The organism is Micromonospora sp. WMMA1949 (assembly GCF_027460145.1).
In the GTDB taxonomy this organism is placed as follows: Bacteria; Actinomycetota; Actinomycetes; order Mycobacteriales; family Micromonosporaceae; genus Micromonospora.
On record NZ_JAPZBG010000001.1, the window covers coordinates 6,024,726 to 6,037,033 of the forward strand.

Consider the following 12,308-nt stretch of genomic DNA (forward strand, 5'->3'; position numbering starts at 1 on the left):
GGAAGCACCGCGCAGCCCACCGACGCCGAATCCGCCCAGAGCGAACGCGCCGCGTACGCCGGGCTCACCCGGCCGCGCCCGCGCCCCCGCCGACCGCCGCATCGGACTCCGCCGGTCGCGCCGCGCGCCGACGGCGCTTGCGCGGCGGCGGGACCAGCGCCGACAGGTCGCCGCCGGTGTCGTTGAGCCGGACCAGGAACGGCCGGAACGGGGTGTAGCGGATCGCCGTGACCGACGCCGGGTCGGCCACGATCCGCTGGAAAAGATCAAGGTGTACGCCGAGCGCGTCCGCCACGATCGCCTTGATCACGTCGCCGTGGCTGCACGCCAGCCAGATCGCCTCCGGCCCGTGCTCGGCGGTGACCCGCGCGTCCCACGCCCGTACCGCGGCCACGGCGCGCGCGGACATCGCCGCCATGGACTCGCCCTGCGGGAACGCGGCGGCGCTCGGGTGCTGCTGGACCACCGGCCAGAGCGGCTCCTTCGCCAGCTTCTTCAGCGACTGCCCCTCCCAGTCGCCGTACCCGCACTCGATCAACCCGTCGTCCACCACCGGTTCCACGCCCGGCAGGGCCAGATCGAGGGTCTGCCGGCAGCGGATGAGCGGGCTGGTCACCACCGCCGCCAGCGGCAGCCCGGCGAGGCGCGCGCCGACCGCAGCCGCCTGCGCGCGGCCGGTGTCGTCGAGCTCGACCGGTTGCCGCCCGGCCAGGCCGCCGTCGGCGTTCGCGGTGGTCCGGCCGTGTCGCAGAAGTAGAAGGGTCGCCACGCTGACCACCCTAGGCGGTACGCCCCTCGGATGATCGTCCCGCCACGACAGGCCGCGTTCCGGTGGTGCGGCCCCTACTCCCGGTACACCCATCTGCGGAACCTGTCGGCCGCGTCCGACGCGCCGTCGGGCTCCGCCAGGGACCGCAGGGACCGCAGCGATGCCCGGTGCCGCCGGACCAGGAGCGCGACCCAGACGACCACCACCGCCCACAGCACCAGAGAGATGCTGCGGTACCGCCTGACCGCCGCGTCGGTCCGTGCCTCGGCCTCCGCCCTGACCTGGAACGCGTCGTAGATCACGGTGCCGTCGACGACGAAGGTCTCGGCTGTGACCCGGTAGGTCGCGTAGTCGTACAACCGTGCGCGCTCCAGGTCCGGCCGGGGATCCCTGCTCATCTCGAATCGGACCGGCGTGCCGGGCATCAGTTCCTCGCGAGGCACCTCTCGTACGCTGAACTCGACCCGGGGGTGCTCGCGGAGCAGCACCCGATGGACCACGGCGCCGAGGTTTCTGCTTCCCCCCGTCGTCTTTTCCAAGGTCTCCCGTACCGAGTCGACGGTGCCCGTCACCACGAACATCTCCGCCGGCAGTTCCGGCTCGTCGAAGGGCTCTGCCAGGTTCCAGACAAAGGCCGCCAGAATGGCGATCATCACCGGAGCGCCGTACAGCGGTCTGAGGCGGAAGCGCGACATGCGGGTGAGAGTAGCCACCCCCGGCCACCGGGCCGCGCCGTCGCACACGCCGCGCGGCCCTACGTGGCCGGGTGGGCGACGAAGCCGAAGGCCGGCCACCTCGGACATCGGGGTGGCCGGCCTCTCGCACGACGACGTCAGGTGGCGCTGATCGTGCCGGTCGCCAGCAGGCAGATCACCAGGCTGCCCAGCGCCACCCGGTACAGCACGAAGACGTACAGCGTGTGGTGGGCGACGTAGCGCAGCAGCCACGCGATGGCCGCGTACCCGACGGCGAACGCGATGAGCGTCGCGATCACCATCTGCGCCACGCTCGGCGCGGCGGTGCCCGGCGCGGACGGCTCGAACACGTCCGGCAGGCTGAACAAGCCGGAGATCACCACGGCCGGGATGGCCAGCAGGAACGAGTAGCGGGCCGCGGTCTCCCGGGTGAGGTTGAGCAGCAGGCCCGCGGTCAGGGTGCCGCCGGACCGGGAGACGCCGGGCACCAGCGCCGCGGCCTGGGCGAAGCCCATCACCACGCCGTCGCGCATCCGGAAGTTCTCCAGCGTACGGGTCTGCCGGCCCCAGTACTCGGCGAAGGCCAGCAGCATCGCGCCGAGGATCAGCGTGCAGGAGATCAGCCAGAGGTTGCGGCCGGCGGTGCGGATCTGGTCCTTGAAGATCAGCCCGAAGATGCCGATCGGGATGGTGCCGACGATGACGTACCAGCCCATCCGGTAGTCGAGGCTGGACCGCACCGAGCGGTCGACCAGGCCCACGAACCAGGTGCGGACGATCCGCCCGATGTCCTTGGCGAAGTAGATCAGCACGGCGGCCTCGGTGCCGAGCTGGGTCACCGCGGTGAACGACGCGCCCGCGTCCCGGTCGAAGAACAGGGCCGAGGTGATCCGCAGGTGCCCCGACGAGGACACCGGAAGGAACTCGGTCAGCCCCTGGACCAGGCCCAGGACGATGGCCTCGATCCAGGTCACTCCCCGACTCCGGACAGCTCCAGGGCCTCGGCGACGGTACGCAGGGTCTGCACCCCGCTCTCCCGGTCGGCCACGAACAGCGACACCGACAGCGTGGTCACGCCCGCGGCGGCGTACTCCCGCATCCGCTCGGCGATGCGCTCCTTCGGGCCGAGCAGCGAGGTGCGGTCGATGAACTCCATCGGTACGGCGGCGGCCGCGTCGCGCTGCCGCTTGGCCAGGTAGAGGTCCTGCACCTCGCGGGCCGCGTCGCCGTAGCCCATCCGGGTGGCGAGCTGGTTGTAGAAGTTCTGCTTGCGGCTGCCCATCCCGCCCACGTACAGCGCGGCGTACCAGCGCACCAGCTCGGCGCAGGTGGCGACGTCGTCGCCGACCACGACCGGCACGGACGGCACCACGTCGAAGCCGGCCAGCTCCTTGCCCGCCGCGGCGCGCCCGGCGCGCACCGAGGCGAGGTGCTCCTCGGCGAACTCCGGGGAGTAGAAGACGGCCAGCCAGCCGTCGGCGATCTCGCCGGCCAGTTCCAGGTTCTTCGGGCCGACGGCGGCCAGGTAGATCGGGATGTGGTCGCGCGGCGGGTGGAAGCCCAGCCGCAGCGCCTTGCCCGGGCCGTCCGGCAGCGGCAGCGTGTAGTGCTCGCCGTCGTACGCGACCTCCTTGCGGGCCACCGCCAGCTTGACGATGTCGACGTACTCCCGGGTGCGGGCCAGCGGCTTGGCGAACCGCACGCCGTGCCAGCCCTCGGAGACCTGCGGGCCGGACACGCCCAGGCCGAGCCGGAACCGGCCGCCGGAGAGCGTGTCGATGGTCGCGGCGGTCATCGCGGTCATGGCGGGCGTCCGGGCCGGGATCTGCATGACCGCGGAGCCCACGTCGATGCGCTCCGTCTGACCGGCGATCCAGGCCAGCATGCTCGGCGAGTCCGAGCCGTACGCCTCCGCGGCCCACACGACCGAGTAGCCGAGCCGGTCCGCCTCCTGGGCCAACGCCAGGTGGTCGAACGGCGTGCTCCACGCCGTCTGGTATCCGAGGTTGAGCCCGAGTCGCACTGATCCTCCCACCGTCCGCACCACAGGTCGCATCAGGTTACGCAATGAGCGTGGCACCCTCGACGTCCGGCTCACCCCGAACATGTCACACCGGGTAAAGGTCGCGCGGGAACTTGACTGCGGCGAGGATATCCGTGACGCCAGGTTCGAAATAAGGTTCACGCATGCAACAGCGACCGCTCGGCCGAAGCGGGCTGGCGGTATCGCGGCTCGCGCTCGGCACCATGACCTGGGGACGGGACACCGACGCCGACGACGCGGCCGCCCAGCTGAAGAGTTACCTGGACGCGGGCGGCAACCTCGTCGACACCGCCGACGTGTACGCCGACGGCGACGCCGAGTCGGTGATCGGTTCGCTGCTGGGCAGCCTGGTGGACCGCGACGAGCTGCTGATCGCCACCAAGGCGGGCCTGCGGCCGGGCAGCCGCCGCCGGGACGGCTCGCGCGGGCACCTGCTGCGGACGCTCGACGCCTCGCTGCGCCGGCTCGGCACCGACCACGTCGACCTGTGGCAGGTGCACGGGTACGACCCGCACACCCCGCTGGAGGAGACGCTCTCGGCCCTGGACCACGCGGTGTCCAGCGGCAAGGCCCGCTACGTGGGTGTGTCGAACTTCTCCGGCTGGCAGACCGCCCGGGCCGCCGCCTGGCAGGCCGCCTGGCCCGGGCGCGCCCCGGTGGTCGCCGCCCAGGTGGAGTACTCGCTGCTGGAGCGCGGCGTGGAGCGGGAGGTGCTGCCCGCCTGCGCGGGGATGGGGCTGGGCGTGCTGCCCTGGTCGCCGCTGGGCCGGGGCGTGCTCACCGGCAAGTACCGCAACGGCCGCCCGGCCGACTCGCGGGCGGTGTCGCCGCACTTCGAGCGGTTCGTCGCGACGTACCTGGAGCCGCGCTGCTCCAGCATCGTGGAGGCGGTCGCCATCGCGGCCGGCGGGCTCGGCGTGTCGCCGCTGGAGGTGGCGCTGGCCTGGGTGCGGGACCGGCCGGGCGTGACCGCGCCGATCCTCGGCGCGCGCACCGTCGGGCAGCTGCTCGGCGCGTTGCAGGTGGAGCGGATGACGCTGCCGGAGGAGATCGTCACCGCGCTGGACGACGTGTCCGCGGTGCCGGTGGGCTACCCGGAGCGCGACGGCTGAGCCGCGCCGGGCGATCCGGGTCACCCGCAGGGGGTGGCGGAGGGCCCCCGACCTGGGCAGCATAGGGGCATGGACTACGAATACGCGCCGCTGCGGTTGCCCTCGAACGTCGATCGGCTGACCGCCGCGGCGCAGCTGGCGATCCAGGCCGAGTTCTCCGGCTGGGAGCTGGCCCGGGTGCGGCTCTACCGGGACGGCACGCGGCAGGTGGTGCTGCGGCGCCGCCTGGTCAACCAGTCGCAGCCGGGCCTGTCGTACTGACGGGCCCGTCCCCGGGGCCGCGCGACGCGGCGCCGCCCCGGGGACGCGCACGGCCTAGTGCGCGTGGTCGTGCTCCTCGTCGAGCTCCATGAACGGGTGCTCGTCGAGCCGGCCGACCAGCCGGTCGTCGGCGGCCGGCTGGAACGGGCCGACCGGGTCGTCGTCGTCGAACGACTCCAGGTCGACAGGGGTGCCGACCTCGCTGACCATCACCACACCGTCCAGCGGCTCCAGCTCCGGCACGTCGAGCGCGGACAGCGAACCGTCGCCGCTCTGCAGCAGCTCCAGCACCGCCTCGCCGACCCCCTCGACCGGCGCCGGCTCGTCCTCCTCCGGGGTGCCCTCCCGGCGGGCCGCCTCGGCCGCGCGCAGCAGCGCGGCGACGCTCGGCACCCGGTAGTCGCGCCGCTGCCGCACCGAGATCACCCGCGGGTGCGGGTCGGTGGGCTCGCCGCCCTCCACGGCGCCGAAGCGCTCGTCGGCCTCGTCCGGGTCGATCGACTCCACGTCCCAGGGCGTCACCTCGCCGAACGCGTCGAGCAGCTGCTCGTCGTAGGCGAACGAGGCGTTGTTCAACGCGACGTACGCCTGCCAGACGGCGTCGTCGTCGATCCGGCCCTGGGCGGCCCGGACGGCGGCCAGGTGGGCGCGGGCCGCGTCGATCACCCGCTCGAGGGCGGCGTCCAGCTCACCGTGCTGGTCGGTCATGTGTGGCAGTCCCTTCGCGATGGGGGGAGGTTCCGCGCCGGCGGCGCCGCGGCGGGCGCGGTCAGCAGGTACGGAGGAAGCGGTCCAGAACCCGCACGCCGAACTGTAGTCCGTCCAGCGGGACCCGCTCGTCGATGCCGTGGAACAGGCCGGAGAAATTGAGGTCGGCGGGCAGCCGCAGCGGCGCGAAACCGAAGCAGCGGATGCCGAGCTGGGAGAACGCCTTGGCGTCGGTGCCGCCGGAGAGCATGTAGGGCACCGGGTGCGCGCCCGGGTCCTCGGCGCGCAACGCCTCCGACATGTGCGCCACCAGGTCACCGTCGAACGTGGTCTCCAGGGCCGGCTGGCGCTGGACGTACTCGATGGCGATGTCCGGCCCGACCAGCTCGCGCAGCTGCCGCTCCAGTTCCTCGCTCTGCCCGGGCAGGCTGCGGCAGTCGATGGTGGCGGTGGCCCGGCCGGGGATGACGTTGTCCTTGTAGCCGGCGGCCAGCCGGGTCGGGTTGGCGGTGTTGCGGATGGTCGCGCCGATGATGTTCGCGATCGGACCGAGCTTGGCGATCGCGGTCTCCGGGTCGTCCGGGTCGATCTCGATGCCGAGCACGTCGGACACCTCGGCCAGGAACGCCCGCACGGTGTCGGTCATCACCACCGGGAAACGGTGCCGGCCGATCCGGGCGACCGCCTCGGCGAGCGCGGTGACCGCGTTGTCGTCGTGCACCATCGAGCCGTGGCCGGGGCGGCCCTTGGCGTGCAGGCGCAGCCAGTCGACGCCCTTCTCGGCGGTCTCGATCAGGTAGAGGCGACGCTGCTCGTCGACCGAGTAGGAGAAGCCGCCGACCTCGCCGATCGCCTCGGTGCAGCCGTCGAACAGGTCGCGGTGCTGCCGGGTGAGGAAGTGCGCGCCGTAGTCGCTGCCGGCCTCCTCGTCGGCGGTGAACGCGAGGACGACGTCGCGCCGGGGGCGGACGCCGGTGCGCTGCCAGTCGCGGACCACGGCGAGCACCATCGCGTCGAAGTCCTTCATGTCGATCGCGCCGCGGCCCCACAGGTAGCCGTCGCGGATCTCGCCGGAGAACGGGTGCACCGACCACTCGTCCGGGTCGGCGGGCACCACGTCGAGGTGGCCGTGCACGAGCAGCGCGTCGCGGCCGGAATCGGTGCCGGGGATCCGGGCCACCAGGTTGGCCCGGCCGGGCGCGGACTCGTGGATCTCGGCGTCGACGCCGACCTCGGCGAGCTTCTCCGCGACGTACTCGGCGGCGCGCCGCTCCCCCACGCTGGTGTCGTTGTCGCCGGTGTTCGTGGTGTCGATGCGCAGCAGGTCGCGGCAGAGGTCGACGACCTCGTCGGTGGCGTCGGATCGGGTAGGGGCGGCGTCGCTCGTCATCGCTTCCTTATACCAGCAGGTGAGGTGGGCGCGGGCCGCCGGTGCTCCGGCGGCGGTTTCGCGGATCGCCCGGCCGGGTACCGCCGGACCGCCCGGACATCGACTCCGGCCGTCACGAGGAGGGCACCATGACCGTCCCCCTGCCGCCGCTGCCGCCGGCCGCGGACGACGCGTACCGGCCGGGCGGGCGAAGCGTCGCCGACCTCGTGGACACCGAGCACCGGGCGCTGCTGGGGCTGGCCGACCGGGCCACCGACCCGGCGCTGGACGCCGCCGCCCGGCGCGAGGTGCTCGACGTCCTGACCGCCGCGGTGTCCCGGCACCTGTCCGCCGAGGAGCAGTACCTGTTCCCGGCGGCCCGCGCCGCCATGCCGGACGCCGCCGAGCTGGTGGAGCGGGAGATCGAGGCCGACGCCGGGCTGCTGACCGCGCTCAAGGAACTGTCCGGCGCCGACGATCCGGCGGTCGCCGACGTGGCCGAGCGGGTACGCCGGCACGTCAGCCGCGTCGCGGCGCTGGTCACGCCGCTGCGGGAGGTGGCCAGCGACGCCGAGCTGATCCGGCTGGGCAACCGGTGGGAGATCGCGGAGGAGGCGGCGCCGACCCGGCCGCACCCCGGTACGCCCGCCACCCCGCCCTGGAACAAGATCGTCGAACCGGCGGTCGGGGTGCTGGACAAGGTGCGCGACGCGGTCACCGGACGGCGTACCCGACTGAGTGACCTGGAACACCGCCGGCAGGGCTGAGCCGATCGACCCTTTCGCGTATCGATTAGTGGTCCTACCGTCACGGTATGGATCTGGAGCTGCGACACCTGCGTGTGGTCTGCGCGATCGCGGAGACGGGGAGCGTCACGAAGGCCGCCTCGGCGCTCGGCCTGGCCCAGCCGGCGTTGACAGCCCAGCTTCAGCGGATCGAACGGGCGCTGGGCGGTCCACTGTTCGAACGGGACCGCCGCGGCGCCCGTCCCACCGCGCTGGGCGAGCTGGTGCTGGACCGGGCCCGGGTCCTGCTGCCGGCGATGAAGGGCCTGCGGGACGAGGCGGCCCGGATGGCCGGTGCGGGCGATCCGCTGCGCCGGTACCGATTCGGCGGGGTGAACAGCCCCATCCTGGGCCGGCTGGTGCACCGGCTCGCCGCCGAGCGGCCGGACGCGCAGATCACCACGTACGGCTCCTGGTCGGTGGACGAGCTGGCGCAGATGGTCGCCGGTGGCCGCCTCGACTTCGCGCTGACCGGTGTGTGCGGCGACTCGACACCGTCGGCCGGGTTCGGGCTGAGCTGGCGGGAGGTGGCGGTCGAGCCGATCTGCGTGCTGCTGCCGCAGACCCACCCGCTCGCCGCCCACGACGAGGTCGACCTGGTCGACCTGCGGCGCGAGCAGTGGGTGGCCGCGCCGGGCGACGGCTGCTTCGGCGACTGCTTCGCCGCCGCCTGCGCCCGCTCCGGCTTCACCCCGAAGAAGGTGTACGAGGCGGACGTGCGGGCCGCGCTGGACCTGGTGGACGCGGGTGAGGCGGTGGCGTTGTGCCAGGCCACGTTCCGTCCGGTGGCCGGGCTGGTGACCCGCCGGCTGGCCGGTACGCCGCTGCGCTGGCGGCTGCTGCTGGGCTGGCATCCGGACGTGCCGGCCGCGGCGGTGGCCGAGCCGGTGCTGGCGGCGGCGGTCGCGGCGTACACCGACGCGCTGGCGAACCACCCCGACTACCTGGGCTGGCTGCTGGCGCACCCGGAGTTCGGTGTGCAGCCCAGCGGCTCGGGCGGGGTGCGAATCGCCTGAACCCGGGTAACACCGGCGACATGACTGATCTGTATCCGGCCGCCGACCAGCGGGAACTGCTGCGCCAGGCGGCCACCGCGCACACCACCGCCGCGGCCGAGGTGGAGGCGTTCCTGCGCCGGTTGCCGGAGGTGCCGGGCCCGGCCGACGTGACCGAGTACGCCAACCTGCTCAGCCGCGAGGAACGCGCCCGCGCCGACCGGCAGGCCGCGGCGGACGCGGCCGGGCTGCAACTGCCCAGCCTGGAGTCGGAGTAGCCGGCGGCGCCCGGGCGGGGTGATCCGCCCGGGCGCCGCCGGCTTTCGGCTCAGCGTTCGACGAGGACGTCGTGCCCGAGGTCGAGCAGGGCGTGGCGCCACTCGTCGTCGGCGTTGCCCCGGCGTGGCCGCTGCGCGGTCAGCTCCCGGATGCGGCTGATCGCCTCCCGCATCACCTCGATGTCCTCCGGCGTGAGGTCCACCTTGCGCTTGCGCAGCACGGCGAGGATCTGCCGGCCCGGCTCGGGCAGGTCGAGGTCCGGGTCCGGACCGAACGCCTCCTCCCCCGAGCCACGGGTGAGCAGCCACTGCCGCAGCGTCTCGGAGGACACGTTCACCTCGGCGTGGAAGTCGTCCCAGATCACCTCGACCTCGGGGTCGAGTCGCGCCTCGCGTACCATCACGCCTCCTCTCCCGGCGGCGGCCCGGATGCCGGCTCGCCCTCGTTCGGTGTGTGCTGATTCAGACCCTCCGCCGGCACCCGCACCCGGGACGGGTTCGCCGTCGGGGTCGCCTCGATCGGCTCGCCGGCAGCGATGTCGTCGTCCGGGGTCTCCTCGGGTTCGGTCATGTCCGCCCTCCGGTCCTTCGGTGGCGGCCCGTCCCGGCGCGGCCGGGACGGGCGCCGGCCGGTCATCGGGGATGGGACGTGGTGGCCGGTGTGTAGCCCCGCTCACCGGCGGTGACGTCGAAGACGAGCTGGTCGTCGCGGGTGTCGACGGTGACCTTCTGCCCCGGGGAGATCTCGTTCTCCAGCAGCATCCGGGACAGCCGGTTGTCGACCTCGCGCTGGATCACCCGGCGCAGCGGGCGGGCGCCGAACTCCGGCTGGTAGCCGTGCTCGGCGAGCCAGTCGACGCCGGCGGTGCTGAAGTCGACCTGGATGTCCTGGGCGTGCATGCGGCGGCGGGTCTCCTCCAGCAGCAGCCCGGTGATCTGGCGCAGCTGCTCGGCCTCCAGCCGCTGGAAGATGATCACCTCGTCGATGCGGTTGAGGAACTCCGGGCGGAAGTTCTCCTGGAGCCGGCGCATCAGCCGCTCCCGCAGCTCGTCGCTCTCCTGCGCGCCGGGCGCGCCGCTGGCGAAGCCGACGGTGCGCTGGGTGCCGGTGATCAGCTCCGAGCCGAGATTGCTGGTCATGATCAGGACGGTGTTCTTGAAGTTCACGGTGCGGCCCTGGCTGTCGGTGAGCCGCCCGTCGTCGAGCACCTGGAGCAGGATGTTGAACACGTCCGGGTGCGCCTTTTCGATCTCGTCCAGCAGCACCACCGCGTACGGGCGGCGCCGGACCGCCTCGGTGAGCTGACCGGCCTCCTCGTAGCCGACGTACCCGGGCGGGGCGCCGACCAGCCGGCTGACCGTGTGCCGCTCCTGGAACTCGCTCATGTCGACCCGGACCATCCGGTCCGCCTCGCCGAACAGCGCCTCGGCCAGCGCGCGGGCCAGCTCGGTCTTGCCGACGCCGGTCGGGCCGAGGAACAGGAAGCTGCCCATCGGGCGGTCCGGGTCGGCCAGCCCGGTACGGGACCGCCGTACCGCCTCGGCGACGGCGCTGACCGCGTCGTCCTGGCCGATGATCTTCTCGTGCAGGTGCCCCTCCAGGCGCAGCAGCCGGTCGCGTTCCTCCTCGGTGAGCTGGGTGACCGGGATGCCGGTGGCCCGGGAGACCACCTCGGCGATCTCGGTCGGCCCCACCTCGGGCACGTGGTTGGGTCCCTCGTCGCCGCGGGCGCGGCGGACCTGGTCCTCCAGTTCGGCGAGCCGGTCGCGCAGCGCGGAGGCCCGCTCGTACTGCTCGTCGGAGACCGCCTGCTCCTTGTCCCGGCGCGTCTCGTCGAGCTGCTGCTCCAGCTCGCGCACGTCCTCGGCGGGGGTACGGGTCCGCAGCCGCACCCGGGCGCCGGCCTGGTCGATCAGGTCGATCGCCTTGTCCGGCAGGAACCGGTCGGTGACGTACCGGTCGGACAGCTCACCGGCGGCGATCAGTGCCTCGTCGGTGAACCGGACCTGGTGGTGCGCCTCGTACCTGTCGCGCAGGCCGCGCAGGATGGCGATGGTGTCGTCGACGCTCGGCTCGGGCACGAGCACCGGCTGGAACCGGCGGGCCAGCGCGGCGTCCTTCTCGATGCTGCGCCGGTACTCGTCGAGCGTGGTCGCGCCGATCACCCGCAGCTCGCCGCGCGCCAGGGCCGGCTTGAGCATGTTCGACGCGTCCATCCCGCCCTCGCTGCCGGCACCGCCCGCGCCGACCAGCGTGTGGATCTCGTCCAGGAAGATGATCAGCTCCTCGCGGTGGGCGCGGATCTCGTCGATCACCTTCTTCAGCCGCTCCTCGAAGTCACCCCGGTAGCGGGTGCCGGCGACCAGGCCGGACAGGTCCAGCTGGATCACCCGCTTGCCGATCAGCGTCTGCGGCACGTCGCCGTCGCAGATCCGCTCGGCCAGGCCCTCGACGATCGCGGTCTTGCCGACACCGGCCTCACCGATGAGCACCGGGTTGTTCTTGGTCCGCCGGGACAGGATCTCCACCGCCTGCTCGATCTCGTCGGCCCGGCCGATCACCGGGTCGATCTGGTCCATCCGGGCCAGCTCGGTGAGGTCCTGGCCGTACTGGTCGAGCGTCGGGGTGCCCCGGTCCGGGCGCGGGGCGTTCGCCGCGCCGCGCTCGGCGCTGGCCGCCTGCAGCGACTCGGGCTGGATCCGGCCGGCGGCGAGCATCCGGCCGGCCGGGGACTCGGGGTTCAGCGGCAACGCCATCAGGATGTGCTCGGGACCGATGTAGTTGGCGCCCATCGCGCGGGAGAGCTGGTGGGCGTCGAGCAACGCCCGCTTCGCCGCCGGGGTCAGCGACAGGTTCGGGGGCACCTCGCCCCGCGGCGCACCCTCGCCGGGCCCGCCCAGCGCGCCCAGCAGCGACTCCGGGTCGGCGCCGGCCCGGCGCACCAGGTCGCGCAGCGGCTCGCGCTGCAACGCCGCCCAGAGCAGGTGGTCGGTGTCCAGGTCGTTGCTGTGCTTCTGGGCGGCGCGGCGGGCCGCGTCGGCGAGCATCTCCCGGGCGTCGGCGGTCATCAGCCGCGTGATGTCGACCCGGTGCGCCGGCCGGCGTCCCCCCTCGCCCCGGCCGAAGTATCGGGCCAGGAACTCGTCCCAGGGGTCGTTGCCGAAGTCACCCGGTCCCATCATCTCGTCCTCCGCAGTCAGTCGGCACGACCGGCACCCGGCACGCGCGGCACGGTCGGCGGTGGCTACCCGGCGGTCGGCGCGACAAACGCGACCGGATGGCAGGCTGGGG

At 73.3% G+C, this 12,308-nt stretch carries 14 protein-coding genes; 5 read left to right on the top strand and 9 right to left on the bottom strand.

All coding sequences use genetic code 11. The features are described from left to right. Positions 1-64: 64 nt before the first annotated feature. From O7607_RS28180 to O7607_RS28195, 4 genes are all read right to left on the bottom strand, one after another. Positions 65-778, bottom strand: coding sequence for a histidine phosphatase family protein (locus tag O7607_RS28180; protein WP_269706470.1), 714 nt, complete (start codon positions 776-778; stop codon positions 65-67). 65 nt (positions 779-843) lie between these two features. Then, positions 844-1,464: a hypothetical protein gene (locus O7607_RS28185; protein ID WP_269706471.1), complete on the bottom strand. Its 621-nt coding sequence runs from the start codon at positions 1,462-1,464 to the stop codon at positions 844-846. 137 nt (positions 1,465-1,601) lie between these two features. Then, on the bottom strand, positions 1,602-2,438 hold the full coding sequence (locus O7607_RS28190; protein WP_269706472.1) for an undecaprenyl-diphosphate phosphatase: 837 nt from the start codon (positions 2,436-2,438) through the stop codon (positions 1,602-1,604). Further along, positions 2,435-3,487, bottom strand: a complete 1,053-nt coding sequence (locus O7607_RS28195; RefSeq protein WP_269706473.1) for an LLM class F420-dependent oxidoreductase — start codon at positions 3,485-3,487, stop codon at positions 2,435-2,437. The genes O7607_RS28190 and O7607_RS28195 overlap by 4 nt, the downstream gene beginning before the upstream one ends. Positions 3,488-3,651: 164 nt before the next feature. On the opposite strand from O7607_RS28195, the gene O7607_RS28200 reads away from it, so the two are divergent. Both O7607_RS28200 and O7607_RS28205 read left to right on the top strand, forming a co-directional pair. Continuing rightward, entirely contained in the window at positions 3,652-4,620 is a 969-nt protein-coding gene (locus O7607_RS28200; RefSeq protein ID WP_269706474.1) for an aldo/keto reductase, read from the top strand. Positions 4,621-4,689: 69 nt separating this feature from the next. Then, complete coding sequence (locus O7607_RS28205) at positions 4,690-4,881, top strand: DUF5703 family protein (RefSeq protein ID WP_030274256.1); 192 nt, start codon at positions 4,690-4,692, stop codon at positions 4,879-4,881. Between the two features lie 54 nt (positions 4,882-4,935). Here O7607_RS28205 and O7607_RS28210 read toward each other — a convergent pair whose 3' ends face one another. After that, positions 4,936-5,589 carry a hypothetical protein gene (locus O7607_RS28210; RefSeq protein ID WP_013286069.1) on the bottom strand — a complete coding sequence of 218 codons (654 nt, stop codon included), beginning with the start codon at positions 5,587-5,589 and terminating at the stop codon, positions 4,936-4,938. A 61-nt stretch (positions 5,590-5,650) separates the two neighbouring features. Then, positions 5,651-6,979: a M20/M25/M40 family metallo-hydrolase gene (locus tag O7607_RS28215; RefSeq protein WP_269706475.1), complete on the bottom strand. Its 1,329-nt coding sequence runs from the start codon at positions 6,977-6,979 to the stop codon at positions 5,651-5,653. Between the two features lie 128 nt (positions 6,980-7,107). On the opposite strand from O7607_RS28215, the gene O7607_RS28220 reads away from it, so the two are divergent. Genes O7607_RS28220 through O7607_RS28230 form a run of 3 tightly spaced genes read left to right on the top strand, consistent with a single transcriptional unit; the run spans position 7,108 to position 9,016 of the window. Continuing rightward, entirely contained in the window at positions 7,108-7,725 is a 618-nt protein-coding gene (locus O7607_RS28220) for a hemerythrin domain-containing protein (protein ID WP_269706476.1), read from the top strand. A gap of 47 nt (positions 7,726-7,772) precedes the next feature. Next, the gene (locus O7607_RS28225) at positions 7,773-8,759 is read left to right on the top strand and encodes a LysR family transcriptional regulator (RefSeq protein WP_269706477.1); all 987 of its coding nucleotides are present in this window, start codon (positions 7,773-7,775) and stop codon (positions 8,757-8,759) included. 20 nt (positions 8,760-8,779) lie between these two features. After that, entirely contained in the window at positions 8,780-9,016 is a 237-nt protein-coding gene (locus tag O7607_RS28230) for a hypothetical protein (RefSeq protein WP_269706478.1), read from the top strand. Between the two features lie 50 nt (positions 9,017-9,066). Here O7607_RS28230 and O7607_RS28235 read toward each other — a convergent pair whose 3' ends face one another. The 3 genes from O7607_RS28235 to O7607_RS28245 all read right to left on the bottom strand — a co-directional run bounded on the left by O7607_RS28235 (position 9,067) and on the right by O7607_RS28245 (position 12,199). Beyond that, the gene (locus O7607_RS28235) at positions 9,067-9,417 is read right to left on the bottom strand and encodes a DUF3140 domain-containing protein (RefSeq protein WP_269706479.1); all 351 of its coding nucleotides are present in this window, start codon (positions 9,415-9,417) and stop codon (positions 9,067-9,069) included. Next, entirely contained in the window at positions 9,417-9,587 is a 171-nt protein-coding gene (locus tag O7607_RS28240) for a hypothetical protein (RefSeq protein ID WP_269706480.1), read from the bottom strand. The genes O7607_RS28235 and O7607_RS28240 overlap by 1 nt, the downstream gene beginning before the upstream one ends. Before the next feature lie 62 nt (positions 9,588-9,649). Continuing rightward, entirely contained in the window at positions 9,650-12,199 is a 2,550-nt protein-coding gene (locus tag O7607_RS28245) for an ATP-dependent Clp protease ATP-binding subunit (RefSeq protein ID WP_269706481.1), read from the bottom strand. Between the last annotated feature and the right edge of the window lie 109 nt (positions 12,200-12,308).